This is a genomic window from Streptococcus pseudopneumoniae (assembly GCF_001072375.1).
GTDB classification, from domain to species: domain Bacteria; phylum Bacillota; class Bacilli; order Lactobacillales; family Streptococcaceae; genus Streptococcus; species Streptococcus pseudopneumoniae_L.
Genome location: NZ_JVKV01000103.1, coordinates 13,552 through 35,187, shown reverse-complemented (window position 1 = coordinate 35,187; position 21,636 = coordinate 13,552). Strand labels below are relative to the sequence as shown.

Sequence of the window (21,636 nt, the reverse complement as noted above, 5' to 3'; positions counted from 1 at the left end):
CTGCGGCTCGCTTCCTAGTTTGCTCTTTGATTTTCATTGAGTATCACTCATGAAAATCAAATAAAAGATTAGGAATATAGCTACAAGCAATACTTGCTCAGGAAACAGAAGAAGGGATAAAGCTGATTTTTAAAGTATATAAAAAGAGGTCGGGATAAAAAACTCCGACCTTGATTTTTATGTTCATGAGCCTTTGACTCAATGTTGATTGGGGATTGAATAGGAAAACAACTCTTGGTTTAAGAGGTTTATTCAACCGCTTTTGTCTTATCCTAAATAGCGTTGTAAAAATTCTCTTGTACGTTCCTCTTTAGGATTTGTAAATAAATCTTCAGGTTTGCCTTCTTCTGCAATAACACCTTTGTCCATAAAGATGACACGGTGTGATACGTCACGAGCAAATTCCATTTCGTGGGTTACAACGATCATTGTCAAGCCTTCTTGAGCTAGTTCTTGCATGATTTTTAGAACTTCACCGACCATTTCAGGATCAAGGGCTGAAGTTGGCTCATCAAAGAGAATGGCATCAGGGTTCATAGAAAGTGCGCGAGCAATGGCGACACGTTGCTTTTGACCACCTGAAAGTTGCTTAGGTTTAGCTTGCCAGTAGCGCTCTCCCATTCCAACTTTTTCAAGGTTTTCTTTAGCAATTTTCTCTGCTTCTGATCGTTCACGTTTGAGAACGGTTGTCTGTGCAACAATCGTATTTTCAAGAACGTTGAGATTTTCAAAGAGGTTAAAGGATTGGAAAACCATGCCTAGTTTTTCACGATAGTGAGTGAGATTATACCCTTTTTCAAGTACGTTTTCACCGTGATAAAGAATCTCACCTTCAGTTGGTGTTTCGAGAAGGTTGATAGAACGTAGGAAGGTTGATTTACCACTACCGGAACTACCGATGATAGAAATCACTTCTCCTTTATGAATAGTGAGAGAGATGTCTTTTAGGACCTCGTTTTGCCCGTAGGATTTTTTGAGGTGTTTGATTTCAAGGATTGGTTGACTCATTATTTCAAATCCTCCGTTTGCATTTGGTTAGCACCTGTCGTGTAGGTATCCATATCCATACGTTTTTCGATGAAGCGTAGGATACGCGTTACAGTGAAGGTGAGGACAAAGTAGATAACTGCGATGATGGTAAAGGTTTGGAAGTACTGGTAGGTTTGTGTTGCTACTGTGTTTCCTGAGAAGTAAAGTTCTACAACAGAGATAACGTTCAATACAGAAGTATCCTTGATGTTGATGACGAACTCATTACCAGTTGCTGGTAGAATATTTCGAACAACTTGAGGCAAAACAATCTTACGCATGGTCTGGTTATGAGTCATACCAAGTGCAGTTGCCGCTTCAAATTGTCCCTTATCAACAGCCAGAATACCACCACGGACGATTTCAGTCATGTAGGCACCAGTGTTGATCGAAACGATAAAGATAGCAGCTAGCGTACGGTCTAGGTTGATCCCGAAAGCTTGAGCAGTTCCATAGTAGATAACCATAGATTGTACAATCATAGGTGTTCCACGGAAAATTTCAATATAGATATTGAGAATCCAACCGATTAGTTTTTGGATACCAAAGATAAATTGGTTTTCAGATAGAGGTGCTGTACGGAAGACACCGATAGCAAGACCGATAGCGAGACCAACGATGGTACCGATAATTGAAATGAGAAGGGTAATACCAGCACCACGCAAGAGTTGTTGCCAGTTTTCAGTCAGAATTTTAGCGACTTGGCCAAAGAAATTACTGTTGCTTTCTTCAGTCGTTGTAGATTCTGCTGGTTGCTCTTTAATCATACGATCCATGAGCGCAACTTGTTCATCTTTAGAAATGGTTTCGATACTGGCATTGATTTGGCTGATACGGTCATCATCTTTACGAAGTCCAATAGCGATAGATGTATCTTCTTCACCAGTTTTAAAACCAGGTTCAGGCTGAATCATTTTGAACTTAGCGTTTGCTGATTCGGCGGTGAGAGCTTCTGGTCGTTCAGAAACATAGGCATCAATGACACCAGCTTCAAGAGCTTGACGCATTTGGGCAAAATCTCCCATGGCAGTTTCCTTCTGAGCGCCTGAGATTTGTGAAATTAAGTCATAAAGGTAAACACCTTGTTGAGAAGTGATTTTTGCTCCGCTAAAGTCCTCTAGTGATTTGGCGTTTGCATAGGCAGAATCCTTTTTAACCAAAAGTACTGGTTCGCTAGTATAGTAGCTGCTTGAAAATGCAATTTCTTGTTTGCGTTCAGCAGTTGGGCTCATACCTGCAATGATCATATCAATCTTACCAGAAGTAAGGGCTGGAACAAGTCCTTCCCACTTGGTTTTAACAACCAAGGGCTCTTTGCCTAGGTCCTTAGCAATCTTTTTAGCTATTTGGACGTCGTAACCATTAGCATATTGGTTGGTTCCATCGATTTTTACAGCGCCGTTACTGTCGTCATCTTGAGTCCAGTTAAAGGGTGCGTAGGCTGCCTCCATACCGATGCGTAAATATTCATCGGCTTGGACCTGGCTAACTAGTCCTAAAGTAAGGGCTAGGCTAGCAAGGATAGTTAAGCATAATTTTTTCATGATTTCTCCTATTTCTAGTCTAAAATTGCTTCTCTCTATTGTATCGAAAAAGCGGAACTTTTTCAATCTTAGTAAACCCTTACTTGTGAAAAAATGATATAATGAGAAAAAGGTCAAAAGAGGCTATATTATGAAAAAAAGATGGTTAATAGTACTTATATTTACTTGTCTGATAATTGTTCCAAAATTGGTTTTTGCCGTGGATTTCAGCATTCCATCCTATAAAGGAGAACTGTATATTCATGCAGACAATACAGCGGAATTTAGGCAGAAGATAGTTTACCAGTTCGAGGAGGATTTTAATGGCCAAATCGTGGGACTTGGTCGTGCAGGCAAGATGCCTAGCGGGTTTGAAATTGATCCTCATCCAAAGGTTGAGGTCTCGAAAAATGGTGCTGAACTGACAGATGTTACTAGCGAAGTGACAGAAGAAACGAATGGTTATACTGTTAAAGTCTATAATCCAGGTCAGGAAGGGGACAGGGTCGAAGTGGAACTTACCTGGCAATTGAAAAACCTTCTTTTCTTATATGATGACATCGCTGAATTAAATTGGCAACCCTTAACAGACAGTTCAGAATCTATTGAAAAGTTTGAGTTTCACGTAAGCGGAGAAAAGGGGGCTGAAAAACTCTTTTTCCACACAGGGCAACTCTATAGAGAGGGAAGGATTGAACAGAGTGGTCATGACTATACTATTCGTTTAGACAATCTTCCGTCTAAGCGCGGAGTTGAGTTGCATGCCTACTGGCCTCGAACTGATTTTGCTAGCGCTATGGATCAGGGCTTAAAAGGGAATCGTTTAGAAGAGTTTAATAAGATAGAAGACTCGATTGTTAGAGAAAAAGAGCAGAGTAAACAACTCGTTACTTGGGTGTTTCCTTCAATACTTTCCATCTCCTTGTTATTGAGTATCTGCTTCTATTTTATTTATAGAAGAAAAACCACTCCTTCAGTCAAATATGCCAAAAATCATCGTCTCTATGAACCTCCGATGGAATTAGAGCCTATGGTTTTATCTGAAGCTGTTTACTCGACCTCCTTGGAAGAAGTGAGTCCTCTAATTAAAGGAGCAGGCAAATTCACCTTCAACCAGCTTATTCAGGCTACCTTACTAGATGTAATCGACCGTGGTAATGTCTCTATTATTTCAGAAGGAGATGCAGTTACTTTAAGGTTGGTAAAAGAAGATGGCTTGGCAAGCTTTGAGAGGACCTGTCTAAATCTGGCCTTTTCAGGTAAAAAAGAAGTTGCTGTTTCCGATTTGTTTGCAGATTATAAGGTATCTGAGAGCCTTTATCGTGGAGCGAAAGCTACTGATGAAAAACGGATTCAAACAAAAGGCCGTAAGCTCAAATATTCTTTTGAAAGAGTATTGAAAGAGATGCAAGAAGGGGTGAAGGACCGAGTCTCATTCTTGGGGCTACCAGCTTATTATCGTCCCTTGACTAGCGGGGAAAAGGTCTTGCAAGTGAGTATGGGTGTTTCTACTACTTTCCCACTAATCATCGGATTTGGTTTGTTTTTGTACAGTTTGGACGTTCATGGCTATCTTTACTTCCCCTTGCCAATACTTGGCTCATTAGGTTTAATTTTGGCTGTTTTCTATTATTGGAAGCTTCGACTAGATAATCGTGATGGTGTCCTAAATGAAGCAGGAGCAGAGGTCTATTATCTTTGGACGAGCTTTGAAAATATGTTGCGTGAGATTGCACGACTGGATCAGGCAGAGTTGGAAAGTATTGTAGTCTGGAATCGGCTACTGGTGTATGCAACCTTGTTTGGCTGTGCTGACAAGGTGAGCCATTTGATGAAGGTTCACCAGATCCAAGTTGAAAATCCAGATATCAATCTCTATGTAGCTTATGGCTGGCATAACATGTTTTATCATTCAACAGCGCAAATGAGCCATTATGCCAGTGTCGCAAATACGGCAAGTACTTACTCAGTATCTTCTAGTAGTGGAAGTTCTGGTGGAGGTTTCTCAGGCGGTGGCGGTGGTGGAAGTATCGGCGCTTTCTAAAGAAAACTAAACACATCCTTTAAAAGTATGATATAATGGAGGATAGAAAAAAGGAGTAATCTATGTATTTTTTTGAAATTTTAAAAGCTATCTTTTTTGGAATTGTTGAAGGAATCACGGAGTGGTTGCCGATTTCAAGTACTGGCCACTTGATTTTAGCACAAGAGTTTATCCAGTTTAAAGATCAAAATGAAACCTTTATGTCTATGTTTAATGTCGTCATTCAACTGGGTGCTATCTTAGCCGTTATGGTTATCTACTTTAACAAGCTTAACCCCTTCAAACCAGGTAAGGATAAAGTTCAAGTTCGTAGAACTTGGCAATTATGGTCCAAAGTATTTGTGGCTACACTTCCTTTATTAGCCGTTTTTAAATTTGATGATTGGTTTGAAACCCACTTCTATAATAAAGTTTCAGTAGCCATTATGTTGATTGTTTATGGGGTTGCCTTTATTTATCTTGAAAAACGTAACAAAGCGCAAGCGATTGAGCCAACAGTCACAGAGCTAGATAAGTTGCCTTATAAAACAGCCCTCTATATCGGACTTTTCCAAGTCTTGGCCCTTTTACCAGGGACTAGCCGTTCCGGAGCAACTATCGTCGGTGGTTTATTAAATGGAACCAGTCGTTCAGTGGTAACTGAGTTTACCTTCTACCTAGGAATTCCAGTTATGTTTGGAGCCAGTGCTTTGAAGATTTTTAAATTTATTAAAGCAGGAGAAGTTTTGAGCTTTGGTCAATTTTTCTTACTTCTAGTTGCCATGGTTGTAGCTTTTGCAGTCAGCATGGTTGCCATTCGTTTCTTGACCAGCTATGTTAAAAAACACGACTTTACAGTCTTTGGTAAATACCGTATTGTCCTTGGTAGTGTCTTGCTACTTTATAGCTTTGTACGATTATTTGTATAAGAAAAAAACCTTGAGGGAAGATTCCTTCAAGGTTTTAAAATCCAGTCACTGTGACTCCCAATAAACGGACGCCTTTATCCTTATCACTGAGTGTTTCGTAGAGTTGAATAATGTATTGAGCGATTTGGTCTGAATTTTGTGTTTGCTGATCTAGGGTTTTTCGCTTAGTCAAAGTAGAAAAGTCAGCGTAGCGAATTTTTAAGATGACAATCTTACCACTTTTTTCATATTTTTGAAGACTAAGGGCAACTCTTTCCGAAAGAAGAGTTAGCTCTTTTTTGATATCTTCTTCCAGACTAAGAATTTTACTATAAGTTTTTTCTTTTCCGATAGACTTACGAATGCGATTGGATTTGACAGGAGAATTATCAATGCCACGAGCCTTGCGATACAGGTCAAAACCGAGTCGACCAAAACGATCAATGAGACTAATTTCAGAAATTTTTAAAAGATCAGCACCTGTAAATACCCCCATTTGATGCAATTTCTCAACTGTTTTCTTACCCACACCGTGGAATTTAGCGATATCCATTTGTTTGAGAAAATCTTCAGCTTCATCAGGGAGAATAACTGTCAGACCTCGAGGTTTTTGGTAATCGCTGGCTATTTTAGCTAAGAATTTATTATAAGACACACCAGCAGAAGCAGTCAGATGAAGTTCTTGCCAAATATCTTGTTGAATTAGTCGAGCGATTTTAACAGCTGACTTGATACCGAGTTTGTTTTCAGTCACGTCTAGATAAGCTTCATCGATACTCATAGGCTCGATATTATCCGTATAACGTTTGAAAATAGCTCGAATCTGTTGACCGACAGCAGTATATTTTTCGTAGTTTCCAGAAATGAAAACAGCTTGAGGGCAACGTTCATAGGCTTCTTTAGAACTCATAGCTGAGTGGATGCCGAAGACTCGCGCTTCATAACTACAGGTAGAAACAACTCCTCGACCACCAGTTTTTCTAGGATCACTACCAATCACAACTGGCCTCCCTTTAAGTTTGGGATTGTCTCGAATTTCAACAGCAGCAAAAAAGGCATCCATGTCAATATGGATGATTTTACGAGATAAATCATTCATTAGTGGAAAAATCAACATGGAGAAACCTCTCAGTGCTAGTTTGTTTAATTTTATTATACTCTTTTTCTGAAAAAAATGAAAACCAAATAACATCTTTCAAAAATATAATACAGTTTGTTATATATTTCGAACTGTATTAGAAAAGAAAGTGTTTAAAAAGTGAGTTTTTAGTTGTTGAAATCGTTTACTGTGTGTTATACTGAATACATGAATGTAACAGATGACTGTTACTAGAAAGAAAAAAGAGGAATTAACATGGTTGTTAAGACAGTTGTTGAAGCACAGGACATTTTTGACAAAGCTTGGGAAGGCTTTAAAGGTGTTGACTGGAAAGAAAAAGCAAGTGTATCACGCTTTGTACAAGCAAACTACACTCCTTATGATGGAGATGAAAGCTTCCTTGCAGGACCAACAGAACGTTCACTCCACATCAAAAAAATCGTAGAAGAAACTAAAGCACACTACGAAGAAACTCGTTTCCCAATGGACACTCGTCCAACTTCTATTGCTGATATTCCTGCTGGATTTATCGACAAAGAAAACGAAGTGATCTTTGGTATCCAAAATGATGAACTCTTCAAATTGAACTTCATGCCAAAAGGTGGTATCCGTATGGCTGAAACTACTTTGAAAGAAAATGGATATGAGCCAGATCCAGCTGTTCACGAAATCTTCACTAAATATGTAACAACAGTTAACGACGGTATCTTCCGTGCCTACACTTCAAACATTCGTCGCGCTCGTCACGCTCACACTGTAACTGGTCTTCCAGATGCCTACTCACGTGGACGTATCATCGGTGTTTACGCACGTCTTGCTCTTTACGGAGCAGACTACTTGATGCAAGAAAAAGTCAACGACTGGAATGCAATCAAAGAAATCGATGAAGAAACAATCCGCCTTCGTGAAGAAGTAAACCTTCAATACCAAGCATTGCAACAAGTTGTACGCTTGGGTGACCTTTACGGAGTTGATGTTCGTAAACCAGCGATGAACGTTAAAGAAGCTATCCAATGGGTTAACATTGCCTTTATGGCTGTCTGCCGTGTTATCAACGGTGCGGCTACATCTCTTGGACGTGTGCCAATCGTATTGGATATCTTTGCAGAACGTGACCTTGCTCGTGGTACATTTACTGAATCAGAAATCCAAGAATTTGTTGATGATTTCGTTATGAAACTTCGTACAGTTAAATTTGCTCGTACAAAAGCTTATGACCAATTGTACTCAGGTGACCCAACCTTCATCACAACTTCTATGGCTGGTATGGGTAACGACGGTCGTCACCGTGTTACTAAGATGGACTACCGTTTCTTGAACACTCTTGACAACATCGGTAACTCTCCAGAACCAAACTTGACAGTTCTTTGGACTGACAAATTGCCATACAATTTCCGTCGCTACTGTATGCACATGAGCCACAAACACTCTTCAATCCAATACGAAGGTGTTACAACAATGGCTAAAGACGGATACGGTGAAATGAGCTGTATCTCATGTTGTGTATCTCCACTTGACCCAGAAAACGAAGAACAACGTCACAACATCCAGTACTTCGGTGCTCGCGTTAACGTTCTTAAAGCTCTTCTTACTGGTTTGAATGGTGGTTACGACGATGTTCATAAAGACTACAAAGTATTTGACATCGAACCAATCCGTGATGAAGTTCTTGAATTCGAATCAGTTAAAGCTAACTTTGAAAAATCTCTTGACTGGTTGACTGACACTTACGTAGATGCTTTGAACATCATCCACTACATGACTGATAAGTACAACTACGAAGCTGTTCAAATGGCCTTCTTGCCAACTAAACAACGTGCTAACATGGGATTCGGTATCTGTGGTTTCGCAAACACTGTTGATACATTGTCAGCTATCAAGTACGCTACAGTTAAACCAATCCGTGACGAAAATGGCTACATCTACGATTACGAAACAATCGGTGAATACCCACGTTGGGGTGAAGATGACCCACGTTCAAACGAATTGGCAGAATGGTTGATCGAAGCTTACACAACTCGTCTACGTAGTCACAAACTTTACAAAGACGCAGAAGCTACTGTATCACTTTTGACAATCACATCTAACGTTGCTTACTCTAAACAAACTGGTAACTCACCAGTCCACAAAGGTGTATATCTCAACGAAGATGGTTCAGTGAACTTGTCTAAACTTGAATTCTTCTCACCAGGTGCTAACCCATCTAACAAAGCTAAAGGTGGATGGTTGCAAAACTTGAACTCACTTGCTAGCCTTGACTTTGGTTATGCAGCTGATGGTATCTCATTGACAACTCAAGTATCACCTCGCGCTCTTGGTAAAACTCGTGACGAACAAGTTGATAACTTGGTAACAATCCTTGATGGTTACTTCGAAAACGGTGGACAACACGTTAACTTGAACGTTATGGACTTGAACGATGTTTACGAAAAGATCATGTCAGGTGAAGACGTAATCGTACGTATCTCAGGATACTGTGTAAATACTAAGTACCTCACTCCAGAACAAAAAACTGAATTGACACAACGTGTCTTCCACGAAGTTCTTTCAATGGATGATGCATTGAGCTAAGATTCATAAATAGTAAATCAAAAACCAGTCACTCTGACTGGTTTTTTTGTTATAAAAATTTTAAAAAAAAAATTAGTCAAATTTGGTCAAATCTCTTGACTATTACTGACCAAAGTGATAAACTAAGAACATAAGGATAAGGAAATCCTTAGAAAACCTTGATTTTAAGGTGATTGTGTATTCTATCTTAAGATCAAAGTATGGGTAAAACCTAGAAAAGAGGTACAACCTATGATGAACATTAGTATTTTTAGAAGTCCAATTACAAAACCTGTATTGGATAAAGAAAAACCTGAAATTATACGTAGAGTAGCAGATTGCTAGTCTAAATTTTTAAAAAAAGGTCAGAGAAAGTCAAAATGTTTTGACTAAGTAAATTTGAAAACAAACGAGGTATGAAATATGAATAACAACTTTAATAACTTTAACAACATGGATGATTTATTTAACCAATTGATGGGCGGTATGCGTGGATATAGTTCTGAAAATCGTCGTTACTTGATTAACGGTCGTGAAGTAACTCCAGAAGAATTCGCTATTTACCGTCAAACTGGTCAACTTCCAAATGAAGGAAGTGACCAAGCACAGTATGTTCAAGGTAAAGCTATGAAACAAGATGGTATTCTTGCAAAACTTGGACGTAACTTAACAGCTGAAGCACGTGAAGGTAAGTTAGATCCGGTTATTGGACGTAATAAGGAAATTCAAGAAACATCTGAAATTCTTTCTCGTCGTACTAAGAACAACCCAGTCCTTGTAGGTGATGCTGGTGTCGGTAAAACAGCAGTAGTTGAAGGTTTGGCTCAAGCTATCGTGAATGGTGATGTTCCAGCAGCAATCAAGAATAAAGAAATTATCTCTATTGATATTTCAGGTCTTGAAGCTGGCACTCAATATCGTGGTAGCTTTGAAGAAAATATTCAAAACTTGGTAAAAGAAGTTAAAGAAGCTGGAAACATTATCCTCTTCTTCGACGAAATCCATCAAATCCTGGGTGCAGGTAGCACAGGAGATGGTCAAGGATCTAAAGGTCTTGCTGATATCTTGAAACCAGCTCTTTCACGTGGTGAATTGACAGTGATTGGTGCAACAACTCAAGACGAATACCGCAACACTATTTTGAAAAATGCTGCCCTTGCTCGTCGTTTCAATGAAGTGAAGGTCAATGCTCCATCTGCTGAAGATACTTTCAAGATTCTCCAAGGTATCCGTGATCTATATCAACAACACCATAATGTTATCTTGCCAGATGAAGTTTTGAAAGCTGCTGTTGATTACTCTGTTCAATATATTCCACAACGTAGCTTGCCAGATAAGGCTATCGACCTTGTCGATGTGACAGCTGCTCACTTGGCTGCACAACATCCAGTAACAGATGTGCATGCTGTGGAACATGAAATTGAAGAAGAAAAAGCTAAACAAGAAGCTGCAGCTGCTAAAGAAGATTATGAAGCAGCTTTAAATGCAAAAGTTCGTATCGAAGAACTTGAAAAGCAAATTGCTAACCATACAGAAGATCACAAGGTTACAGCGACTGTCAATGACGTAGCTGAGTCTGTAGAACGTATGACTGGTATTCCAGTATCACAAATGGGTGCAACTGATATTGAACGCTTGAAAGATATGGGTCACCGTTTGCAAACCAAAGTCATCGGTCAAGATAAAGCTGTTGAGGCAGTAGCACGTGCTATCCGTCGTAACCGTGCAGGTTTTGACGAAGGAAACCGTCCTATCGGTAGCTTCCTCTTTGTAGGACCTACTGGCGTTGGTAAGACTGAGTTGGCTAAACAATTAGCTCTTGATATGTTCGGAACGAAAGATGCCATCATTCGTTTGGATATGTCTGAATACAGCGACCGCACAGCCGTTTCTAAATTGATTGGTACAACAGCTGGTTATGTTGGTTACGATGACAACAACAATACCTTGACTGAACGTGTTCGTCGCAATCCATACTCAATTGTCCTTCTTGATGAGATTGAAAAGGCAGATCCTCAAGTGATCACTCTTCTTCTTCAAGTATTGGATGATGGTCGTTTGACAGACGGTCAAGGTAACACTGTAAACTTCAAGAATACAGTGATTATCGCAACTTCAAATGCTGGCTTTGGTTATGAAGCGAACTTGACAGAAGATGCGGACAAACCAGAATTGATGGATCGTTTGAAACCTTACTTCCGTCCAGAATTCCTCAATCGTTTCAATGCTGTCATCGAATTCTCACACTTGAGCAAGGAAGACCTTTCTAAGATTGTAGATTTGATGTTGGTTGATGTCAATAAGACACTTGCTAAGAAAGAAATCGACTTGGCAGTGAGCGATGCAGCTAAAGAATACATGACTGAAGAAGGTTACGATGAAGTCATGGGTGTTCGTCCACTTCGTCGTGTAGTTGAACAACAAATTCGTGACAAAGTCACAGACTTTCACTTAGATAATTTGGATGCTATACACCTTGAAGCTGATATGGAAGATGGTGTTTTGGTCATTCGTGAAAAAGCTTAAATCAAGGTTTTGAGAATAAAAAAGGAACCAGTTGAAAAAATTGGTTCCTTTTTGTTAAATGACATGACGCTCAAAGGCATCATCTGAGATTCCTTGTTCAAGAATCAATTTTGCCCATTCCTTAGCAGAGAAAAGGCTATGATCCTTGTAGTTACCACAAGACTCAATGGTAGTTCCTGGGACATCTTCCCAAGTTGTAGTCTCAGCGATTTCCTTTAGTGAATCCTTGATGACAGCTGCGATTTCTGCGCTAGTATGACGTCCCCACATAATCATATGGAAACCTGTACGACACCCAAATGGTGAACAATCAATCATCCCGTCGATGCGAGTACGGATGAGTTTGGCTAAGAGGTGCTCTATCGTATGAAGACCAGCAGTAGGGATTGAATCTTCATTTGGTTGAACCAAGCGAATATCAAAGTTAGAAATGATATCTCCTTTAGGACCTGTTTCTTCTCCGATTAAACGGACATAAGGTGCTTTGACAATGGTGTGATCCAGTTCAAAACTTTCAACAATAACTTCTTTTGACATGGTATTTCCTTTCAATTTTCTCCTTTCATTATATCATAAAGATTTACTTGAAAACTGCTAACAAAGAGATTTTTCAAATATGAATGCCAAAAAAGTGACTGACTGTAAAAAATAATTTTAAAATGGCAATTGTTTTCAAATCAATTTGAAAAATTCTGAAAATTGTATTGACACTTAGCAAAAAAGGGACTATAATGTATAAAAAGTCATAAAGGAGTTTATTATGAAATTTTCAAAAGTAATGGCCCTAGCAGGAGTGACTCTGTTAGCGTCAGGTGTTTTGGCAGCTTGTTCAGGTTCAGGCTCTAGTGCAAAGGGTGAGAAAACTTTTTCTTATGTTTATGAAACTGATCCAGACAGCCTCAACTATTTGACAACTGGTAAGGCTGCAGTTGCTAATATCACAAGTAATGTCGTTGACGGTTTGATGGAAAATGACCGCTACGGAAACTTTGTACCATCAATGGCAGAAGACTGGTCTGTATCTCAAGACGGTTTGACATACACTTACACAATCCGTAAAGATGCTAAATGGTATACTTCTGAAGGTGAGGAGTACGCAGCTGTGAAAGCTCAAGACTTTGTAACAGGTCTTAAATATGCAGCTGATAATAAATCAGAAGCACTTTATCTCGTCCAAGATTCTATTAAGGGTCTGGATGCATATGTGAAAGGTGAAGTTAAAGACTTTTCTGAAGTTGGAATCAAGGCAATTGATGATCAGACAGTTCAATATACTTTGAACAAACCAGAAAGCTTCTGGAACTCTAAGACAACCATGGGTATTCTTGCACCAGTCAATGAAGAATTCCTTACTTCTAAAGGAAGTGACTTTGCCAAAGCAACTGATCCAAGCAGTATTCTTTACAACGGTCCTTTCTTGTTGAAATCATTGGTAGCAAAATCTTCAGTAGAATTTGAAAAGAATCCAAACTACTGGGATAAGGACAATGTTCATATTGATAAAGTAAAACTTTCATTCTGGGATGGTCAAGACAATAACAAACTTGCAGAAACCTTTAAAGATGGTGGTTTCTCAATGGCTCGTCTCTTCCCAACCAGTGCAAGTTATCCTGAACTTGAAAAAGAATTTAAAGACAATATTGTTTATACACCTCAAGATTCTTCAACTTACTTAATTGGTACCAATATTGATCGTCAGTCTTACAAGTACACTTCTAAGACTACAGATGAACAAAAGACATCAACTAAAAAAGCTCTCCTTAACAAAGACTTCCGTCAAGCCCTTGCTTTTGGTTTTGACAGAACAGCTTATGCTTCTCAAGTAAACGGAGAAAGTGGAGCAAGCAAACTTCTTCGTAACTTGTTTGTGCCACCAACATTTGTTCAAGCAGATGGTAAAAACTTTGGTGACTTAGTTAAGGAAAAATTGGTGACCTATGGTGATGAATGGAAAGATGTTAATCTAGACGACGCTCAAGATGGTCTTTACAATCCTGAAAAAGCAAAAGCAGAATTTGCTAAGGCTAAGACAGCTCTCCAAGCGGAAGGTGTTCAATTCCCAATTCACTTGGATATGCCGGTTGACCAAACAAGTACTACAAAAGTACAACGTGTTCAATCATTGAAACAATCACTTGAAGCAACATTAGGAACTGACAATGTCGTTATTGATATCCAACAACTTCAAAAAGATGAAGTTCTCAATGTCACTTACTTTGCAGAATCAGCTGCTGGAGAAGATTGGGACCTTTCAGATAACGTTGGTTGGACTCCAGACTATATCGACCCATCTACTTACCTTGATATCATCAAACCATCAGTCGGTGAAAATACTAAGACTTACCTAGGATTTGATTCAGGTACAAACAACGCTGTTGCCAAACAAGTTGGTTTGGAAGATTACGAAAAGATGGTTGTTGAAGCTGGTAATGAAAATACTGACGTTTCAAAACGTTATGACAAATATGCTGCAGCCCAAGCTTGGTTGACAGATAGTGCTTTGATTATCCCTACAACTTCTCAAACTGGACGTCCAATGTTGTCTAAGATGGTACCATTCACACTTCCGTTTGCTTACTCAGGTAACAAGGGAACAAGTGAAGCTCTCTTGTACAAATACCTTGAACTTCAAGATAAACCAGTAACTGCTGATGAATATCAGAAAGCTCAAGATAAATGGAAGAAAGAAAAAGAAGAATCTAATAAAAAAGCGCAAGAAGATCTTGCAAACCATGTCAAATAAGAAAAAAGAGGCCGGACAAAAAATCTGGCCTTTTGATATCATTCCTGAGACATCAGTTTGACATTTTTGTTATTGGTTCAAGCACTGCATTGAAGTAGTAGAACAGACTTTCTAAGTCACGCCCCAGTTCATAGATAAACTACATAAACACAAGGTAACTTTTAAACAGTTTTCCCGACTATTTAACTTGTGTTTGGGATAAGGTTGCGATTGAGATAGCTTTGACAGTTTTTTAGTCTGTTAAGTTGTTTCTCTTCCTAATTTTAAAAGTTTGGCTTTATAAAAATTAAGATTCCACCATAAAAAACTGCATATAAAAAACTGAGAATAAATCCTCAGTTTTTTATATATTTTATTGTTGTCTTCGTGGATTTTGTTGGGGTTGATTTTGTTGTTGAGAATTTGCAGATGAGTTTGGTTGCGTTGCATTTGGATTGGTAGTGCCATTTGTATTTTCATTTGAAGAGCTTTCGCTTTCAGTTGTTGAAGTTGAACTTGAGCTAGAGCTCTCTGTTGTCGAACTTGCTTGAGTTGACTGTGGAATCCAGTTGCTACGTGCCCCATTCTTGAAGACGTAATCACCGCTTCTATAAAGTCCTTCTGGCATTGTCCAATCACCAGGGTGATCATTTTCAGCGAGATATTCCATCATTGAACGATAGATGCTACCAGCAACTCTAAATCCGTCACCAACAATTGGTGTCAATCGATTGGAGTAACCAGTCCATACTGCCATTGAGTATTTACGTGTATAGCCAACAAACATTTCATCAGGAGCGACATACTGATCGGTTTTGATATGATTCTCAATTTCAGCATCAGTATAGTTTGATGTACCAGTTTTACCCGCTTGAGGTAACCAAGAAATGTAAGCACCAGTACCGTTTCCATAATATAGTACTGTTTTCATCATCTCGGTCATCATATAAGCTGTTGTTTCTTTCATAGCACGAGTACCTTGATCAGAAAACTCTTTTGAACTACCGTCGCTAAAGACAACTTTATTGATATACATTGGTTTGTGATAGATACCACCGTTAGCAAATGCAGCATAAGCAGTAGCCATTTTTTCACTACTTGCACCGTACTGTTTACCTGATTCAGTCGTGTTACTTGAAATTGCGTTTGCATATACCATGGTTGGATAATCAATGCCAAGTCCGTTTAAGAATTTTTTGGCTTTATCAAGTCCAACTCTATCGAGAGTTTCGACTGCTGGTACGTTACGAGATTGTTGGATAGCGGTTTGAAGAGTGATGTTACCATAATAGCCACGATCCCAGTTGTAGACTGGAGTGCTAGTACCTGGGAAGTTATATGGTACATCCTTAAGCATATAAGCAGTTGAGTCATAGATATCGTACTCAAGTGCAGGTGCATAGTCCGTAATTGGTTTCATAGTTGAACCCCAGTCACGGTTTGTTTCCACTGCTTGGTTAGTACCAAAGGATACATTGCTAGCTTGGTGTCGAGACCCGAGTTGGGCAATAACTTTACCATTTGATACATCAACGATAGTAGAAGCTGCTTGGATATCATCATCAGGATAGTTTACGTATTGATCAGTGTTATAGACGTCCCAAAGGTGTTTTTGTACCTCTTGGTCGACGTTGGTATAGACTTCCATACCTGTTGTTAATAGATTATAACCTGTCTCTTGTTCTACTTGGTCAATAACCTCTTTAAGATAGTTATCCATGTACTGTGGATAGCTATTAACAGATTTTAGACTTTGAAGTCCATCTGTGATTGGAGTATTGATGGCTGTTTCATATTGTTCGGCTGTAAGGTATCCTTGCCTTTGCATTTCTGACAAAACAAGGTTTCGTCTTTCAAGGGCAGCTTCAGGATGAGAATAAGGATCGTATTGGTTTGGAGCCTGTGGCATACCTGCTAAGAGTGCTAGCTGAGGAATGGATAAGTCTTTGAGGTCCTTACCATAATAGTTTTCCGCAGCTGTCTGCATACCATAGTTACCATTTGACATGTAAACCTTATTGACGTAATAGGTCAATATTTCTTGCTTAGTTGCAGTTCGCTCTAGTTGGATAGCTAACCAAGCTTCTTGAACTTTACGGGATAGGGTTTGATCAGCTGTCGATGTTGAAAAGTAAGTTAATTTAATTAACTGCTGAGTCAAAGTTGATCCACCTTGAAGACCACTATTGCTTCGAAGGTTACGAAGGAATGCTCCTGCTATACGAATGCTATCAATTCCTCTGTGGTTAAAGAAACGGTGATCTTCGATAGAGACAATCGCATTGACAAGATCAGTAGGAATGTCACTACTTTGAGCATTGACACGACGTTCAGCACCCAAATCTGCGATTAGTTCATTTTTGCTATCATAAATTTTACTTGATGTAGTTGCAACAAGTTTACTCTCGGAAAGTTCAGGAGCCTTGTTTGCATAGTAAAGAAAGACACCGCCACCAAGCAGGAAAGCTGCGATAAATAAGCTAATCACACCAATGCCGAGGTATTTAGCGATGCGTAAGATAGTTTGTTTGTTCATATTGTTTTACCACCTAGTAAATGTTGTTTGACTGTATCAAGGTAAGGAATTTGTGGAAAAGCAGACTGCTCAATCACATAACCGAATTCTTTGATATAGTCAAGCGGCATTGACTTTTTTCCCATATCCTGATGATAAAAACGGATGAGGTCAAGTGCCGGCAATAAATACGTTTCTTGATAAGAAGAAAAATGAAGAAGGACAAAGCAAATTCCTTTTTGTTCAAGGACTTGTTCCATATGCCGAATCTGATGAGGATGGAAGTTCTTCATTGGAATCGCATGTTTTTGCTTGGTTTCCTTGGCTTCGAAATCGATGTAAAACCCTTCATAAACTCCAGAATAATCGGTAGTCGATGCTTGTCTAAAATAAGCTTCAACAATCTTAGCACGACTACGCTGAGGATAGTCTACTCGGACAATCTGAACAGGAGTTGGTTTCTTATGGATAACAGCTAAACCGTGTGTCAGATAATAATCGTTTGTAGCATTGATCATCTTCTCAAAGGTCATCCCACGATTTGCGAAATTTTTAGTTTGTGAGGTGACTTGTTGTTTTTTTTTCGATGAAAGTTTATGAGGATAGTTGACCATAATTCTCCTTATTGGTACAATAACATCACTCTATTATACCATAAAAGTGAACAGAAAGGGTGAAAAAATGCATACAGCCTTGGTTTTAGGCTATTCTAGCTTTGATTTAGGATTGTTTAATGACAAAGATATTCGTTTAAAAATTATTAAAAAAGCCATTCGTAGAGATTTGGAAAAAATGGCTGACGAAGGGTTGAAATGGTTGGTGTTTACGGGAACTCTGGGATTTGAATACTGGGTTTTAGAGGTTGCCAGAGATATGAAAGATGACTTTGGTTTCCAACTTGCGACTATCTTTGATTTTGAGACTCATGGGGAAAACTGGAATGAGGGGAATCGGGTTAAACTTAGTGAATTTAAACAAGTTGATTTTGTTAAATACGCCTATCCGAACTATGAACATAAGGGTCAATTACGAGATTATCAACTTTTCTTACTTGAAAATACAGATGGAGCCTATCTTTTTTATGATGAAGAAAATGAAACAAAACTGAAGTATTTTTACGAACTGATGAAAAAGAAAGACAACTATATTACAAAAAGATTAACATTTGAGGAATTAAACGAAGTAGCTGAAAATTTTTCCGAAAATTGAGCCTTTGACCTTGCTTTTTGTTTGCCTTTTTTTATATAATAATACTAGCAACTGAGAATGGAGAGAGACATGGCAAGTATTATTTTTACAGCAAAAGATATTTTTGAGCAGGATTTTGGAAGAGAAGTACGTGGATATAGTAAAGCAGAGGTTGATGAATTCTTGGATGACGTCATCAAGGATTATGAAACTTATGCAGCATTAGTAAAGTCACTCCGTTTAGAAATTGCAGAGTTGAAAGAGGAATTGGCGAAAAAACCTCAAGTGACTCCAGTAGCTTCTGAACCAGCAGAGCTTGGAAGTACAACTTCTATGACAAACTTTGATATTTTGAAACGTTTGAATCGTCTTGAAAAAGAAGTATTTGGCAAACAAATCATGGATAATTCTGATTTCTAAGAATACTTCTGTTGTGCAATTTTTGGATAATCGCGTGAAGAGAGTTTCTTTTCATGAGGAAAGTCCATGCTAGCACAGGCTGTGATGCCTGTAGTGTTTGTGCTAGGCGAAACCATAAGCCTAGGGACGAGAAATCGTTACGGCAGTTGAAATGGCTAAGTCTTAGGATATGTCAGAGTAGACTTGAAAGTGCCACAGTGACGGAGTCTCTCTGGAAACAGAGAGAGTGGAACGCGGTAAACCCCTCAAGCTAGCAACCCAAATTTTGGTCGGGGCATGGAGTGCGCGGAAACGAACGTAGTACTCTGACTGCTAGCAGCTAGAGCTGCTAGTGGTAGACAGATGATTATCGAAGGAAGTGGTCCTAGTCACTTCTGGAACAAAACATGGCTTATAGAAAATTGCATATAGGTTGGGGCTGAGATATATTTCTCAACCTCATTTTTTAAAGTGAATAAAGAAAGGTCTATAAAAGACTGAAATGAAAACAACATTTAATTTAATTGCGACTGCTGCTGCGGGTTTGGAAGCTGTAGTTGGACGTGAAGTGAGAGATTTGGGTTATGATTGTCAAGTTGAAAATGGGCGTGTTCGTTTTCAAGGTGATGTTAAAGCGATTATCCAAACCAACCTGTGGCTAAGAGCTGCGGATAGAATCAAAATCGTTGTGGGAACTTTTCCTGCAAAAACATTTGAAGAACTCTTCCAAGGAGTTTTTGCTCTAGATTGGGAGAACTATCTCCCACTTGGAGCACGTTTCCCAATTGCCAAGGCTAAGTGTGTTAAGTCAAAATTACACAATGAACCAAGTGTGCAGGCAATTTCTAAAAAGGCAGTTGTTAAGAAACTACAAAAACACTATGCACGACCAGAAGGTGTTCCCCTGATGGAGAATGGTCCAGAGTTCAAGATTGAAGTTTCTATTTTGAAAGATATAGCGACTGTTATGATTGATACAACTGGCTCAAGTCTCTTTAAACGTGGTTATCGTACTGAAAAAGGTGGTGCTCCAATCAAGGAGAATATGGCAGCTGCGATTTTGCAACTTTCTAACTGGTACCCTGATAAGCCTTTGATTGATCCAACCTGTGGTTCGGGAACCTTCTGTATTGAGGCGGCTATGATTGCGCGCAAGATGGCACCAGGTTTGCGTCGTTCCTTTGCCTTTGAAGAATGGAACTGGGTCAGTGATCGAATGATTCAAGAAGTCAGAACTGAGGCAAGCAAGCAGATAAATCGAGAGATTGAACTGGATATTATGGGTTGTGATATCGATGGTCGTATGGTGGAAATTGCCAAAGCCAATGCCCAGGCAGCAGGAGTATCTGGAGATATTCTCTTTAAACAGATGCGCGTACAGGATTTGCGTACGGATAAGATTAATGGAGTTATTATTTCTAACCCACCTTATGGGGAACGTCTATCAGATGATGCAGGAGTAACTAAACTTTATGCTGAAATGGGTGAGGTTTTTGAGCCGCTCAAGACTTGGAGTAAGTTTATTCTGACAAGTGATGAAGCCTTTGAAAGCAAATATGGTAGTCAGGCGGATAAAAAACGAAAACTCTATAATGGTACTTTGAAAGTTGATTTGTATCAATATTTTGGTCAACGTGTCAAAAGAAATTTGACAGATTAGAAAGGAGCTGCCATGGATCAGAAGGATAAAAAAGAAGAATTGTTAGAACCGGAGAAAATCTCCCAAGAACCTCAGTTTGACTTTAAGGAAGCTAAGGATCTAACAGTTGGACAAGTTATTCGAAAAAATGAAGAAATCGAAGCAGGAGTAACTCCTGATGATACGATTTTGGACAAATACATTAAACAACACCGTGAAGAAATCGAAGCTGATAAATTTACAAACATTCAGGCGAAGAAAGATGAACTTCAGAGTCTAGATGATTTGATCCAAGATGCTAAAGAAACGATTGAAGAAGAGGTGGAACCAGTAGAAGAAGTCTCTGAATCAGAAAAGTTTGCTGAAGAAGAGGGAGTAGCAACTGAAGAAGTTCTCCTTTCGCCACTAGAAGAAACTTTAGTTATGGACAAAAATCTTGTAGAGGAAGTATTTGAACCAGAACAGGTAGATAATGAGGAAACTTCACAAGAAGAAACCCCAATTCTAGCTCGCTCTCTTCAAGAAGAGGATGAGCCACGACGCAAAAAACTGTGGATCATCTTGTCAGCTCTTTTAGCGATTATTGTCTTGATTATTGGGGGTAGCTACTACGTTTATCGTCAAATTACGCGTTCTTCCCAAGAAATTCAGTCTCAGTCATCTGATGCAGGTTTAGTGAGCAATCAAGCAATACTCGATCAATTTAACAGTCTCTATGACACTTTTTATACTGATGAGAATAAAACTGCCCTAAAAAATAGTCAGTTTAGTCAATTGAATCAGCTCAAAGAACTTTTAGATAAACTTGAGGGAGCTAGAGAGCATACTCTTGCTAAATCAAAATACGATAGTCTTGAAACACAAATCAAGGCAATTCAAGACGTTAATGCTCAATTTGAAACGTCAGCTATTACAGATGGTGTTCTAGATACAAATGCTAAAGTAAAGGCAGATGCTAAATTTACCGAAGTCAAGACTGGGAATACAGAAATTGATAAACTGCTAGATAAGGCTATTAGTCTCGGTAAGAGTCAACTTTCAAGTTCTACAAGCTCAAGCAGTAGTCAGTCAAGTTCATCAAGCCAAACAGAGTCAAGCTCAGCAACTGAAGGCAATGCTAGCAGCTCTGCTAATGCATCAACTTCAGCGGGTGAAACAGCCTCAGCAAATAATATCCTAAATAGTGGACTAGCAAGCAATGGTGTGAACCTACAAAGAAGTGTCAGTCGAGTACCGTATAATCAAGCTGCTGTTAGTGATAGTAGTAATCCTGCTTGGACTTTTGCAGATGGTGTCCTTGAACGCATTCTTGAGACTTCGCGTGCGCGAGGCTATATCACGGGTAATCAATACATTTTGGAACCTGTGAATATTGTTAATGGTAATGGCTACTATAATCTTTATAAACCAGATGGTACCTATCTCTTTACCCTAAATTGTAAGACAGGTTACTTTGTAGGGAATGGTTCTGGACATGCGGATGATTTGGACTACTAGTCAAATTGTTACAAAATT

Annotated in this window: 15 protein-coding genes and 1 other RNA gene; 10 read left to right on the top strand and 6 right to left on the bottom strand. The window is 39.0% G+C overall.

The genetic code is table 11. The annotated features are described in order from the left end of the window. Positions 1-267: 267 nt before the first annotated feature. Together ADH31_RS08575 and ADH31_RS08570 are read right to left on the bottom strand one after the other, a co-directional pair. The gene (locus tag ADH31_RS08575) at positions 268-1,008 is read right to left on the bottom strand and encodes an amino acid ABC transporter ATP-binding protein (protein WP_000081949.1); all 741 of its coding nucleotides are present in this window, start codon (positions 1,006-1,008) and stop codon (positions 268-270) included. Beyond that, on the bottom strand, positions 1,008-2,573 hold the full coding sequence (locus tag ADH31_RS08570) for an ABC transporter substrate-binding protein/permease (protein ID WP_045763619.1): 1,566 nt from the start codon (positions 2,571-2,573) through the stop codon (positions 1,008-1,010). The genes ADH31_RS08575 and ADH31_RS08570 overlap by 1 nt, the downstream gene beginning before the upstream one ends. A gap of 130 nt (positions 2,574-2,703) precedes the next feature. Between ADH31_RS08570 and ADH31_RS08565 the strand changes: the two genes are divergently transcribed. After that, complete coding sequence (locus ADH31_RS08565) at positions 2,704-4,596, top strand: DUF2207 domain-containing protein (RefSeq protein ID WP_049510181.1); 1,893 nt, start codon at positions 2,704-2,706, stop codon at positions 4,594-4,596. A gap of 62 nt (positions 4,597-4,658) precedes the next feature. Beyond that, positions 4,659-5,504: an undecaprenyl-diphosphate phosphatase gene (locus ADH31_RS08560; RefSeq protein WP_049510179.1), complete on the top strand. Its 846-nt coding sequence runs from the start codon at positions 4,659-4,661 to the stop codon at positions 5,502-5,504. 34 nt (positions 5,505-5,538) lie between these two features. Here ADH31_RS08560 and dinB read toward each other — a convergent pair whose 3' ends face one another. Next, positions 5,539-6,600, bottom strand: a complete 1,062-nt coding sequence (gene dinB / locus ADH31_RS08555) for a DNA polymerase IV (protein WP_049510177.1) — start codon at positions 6,598-6,600, stop codon at positions 5,539-5,541. Between the two features lie 237 nt (positions 6,601-6,837). On the opposite strand from dinB, the gene pflB reads away from it, so the two are divergent. After that, the gene (gene pflB / locus ADH31_RS08550; protein ID WP_049503040.1) at positions 6,838-9,153 is read left to right on the top strand and encodes a formate C-acetyltransferase; all 2,316 of its coding nucleotides are present in this window, start codon (positions 6,838-6,840) and stop codon (positions 9,151-9,153) included. Positions 9,154-9,555: 402 nt separating this feature from the next. Further along, positions 9,556-11,658 (top strand): AAA family ATPase, encoded by a 2,103-nt coding sequence (locus tag ADH31_RS08545; RefSeq protein ID WP_049510175.1) that lies wholly within the window; start codon positions 9,556-9,558, stop codon positions 11,656-11,658. 54 nt (positions 11,659-11,712) lie between these two features. On the opposite strand, the gene ADH31_RS08540 is transcribed toward ADH31_RS08545, so the two are convergent. Next, on the bottom strand, positions 11,713-12,195 hold the full coding sequence (locus ADH31_RS08540; protein ID WP_000032544.1) for an S-ribosylhomocysteine lyase: 483 nt from the start codon (positions 12,193-12,195) through the stop codon (positions 11,713-11,715). Positions 12,196-12,418: 223 nt separating this feature from the next. Here ADH31_RS08540 and ADH31_RS08535 point away from each other — a divergent pair, with 223 nt between their 5' ends. Next, entirely contained in the window at positions 12,419-14,401 is a 1,983-nt protein-coding gene (locus ADH31_RS08535; RefSeq protein WP_049510173.1) for a peptide ABC transporter substrate-binding protein, read from the top strand. 352 nt (positions 14,402-14,753) lie between these two features. Here the strand turns inward: ADH31_RS08535 and pbp1a are convergent, their stop codons facing one another. Both pbp1a and recU read right to left on the bottom strand, forming a co-directional pair. Further along, positions 14,754-16,916 carry a penicillin-binding protein PBP1A gene (gene pbp1a, locus ADH31_RS08530; protein ID WP_049510171.1) on the bottom strand — a complete coding sequence of 721 codons (2,163 nt, stop codon included), beginning with the start codon at positions 16,914-16,916 and terminating at the stop codon, positions 14,754-14,756. Further along, a complete protein-coding gene (recU, locus tag ADH31_RS08525; RefSeq protein WP_000248769.1) occupies positions 16,913-17,509 on the bottom strand; it encodes a Holliday junction resolvase RecU in 597 nt (198 codons plus the stop codon). The genes pbp1a and recU overlap by 4 nt, the downstream gene beginning before the upstream one ends. 67 nt (positions 17,510-17,576) lie before the next feature. Here recU and ADH31_RS08520 point away from each other — a divergent pair, with 67 nt between their 5' ends. From ADH31_RS08520 to mapZ, 5 genes are all read left to right on the top strand, one after another. Then, a complete protein-coding gene (locus ADH31_RS08520) occupies positions 17,577-18,104 on the top strand; it encodes a DUF1273 domain-containing protein (RefSeq protein ID WP_049510169.1) in 528 nt (175 codons plus the stop codon). Between the two features lie 69 nt (positions 18,105-18,173). Beyond that, the gene (gene gpsB / locus ADH31_RS08515) at positions 18,174-18,503 is read left to right on the top strand and encodes a cell division regulator GpsB (protein ID WP_000146538.1); all 330 of its coding nucleotides are present in this window, start codon (positions 18,174-18,176) and stop codon (positions 18,501-18,503) included. Positions 18,504-18,521: 18 nt separating this feature from the next. Continuing rightward, positions 18,522-18,902: RNase P RNA component class B (rnpB, locus tag ADH31_RS09625), an RNA gene on the top strand. A gap of 82 nt (positions 18,903-18,984) precedes the next feature. Next, the gene (locus ADH31_RS08510; RefSeq protein WP_049510166.1) at positions 18,985-20,142 is read left to right on the top strand and encodes a THUMP domain-containing class I SAM-dependent RNA methyltransferase; all 1,158 of its coding nucleotides are present in this window, start codon (positions 18,985-18,987) and stop codon (positions 20,140-20,142) included. A 12-nt stretch (positions 20,143-20,154) separates the two neighbouring features. Beyond that, positions 20,155-21,618, top strand: coding sequence for a cell division site-positioning protein MapZ (mapZ, locus tag ADH31_RS08505; protein WP_049510164.1), 1,464 nt, complete (start codon positions 20,155-20,157; stop codon positions 21,616-21,618). Positions 21,619-21,636 lie beyond the last annotated feature (18 nt).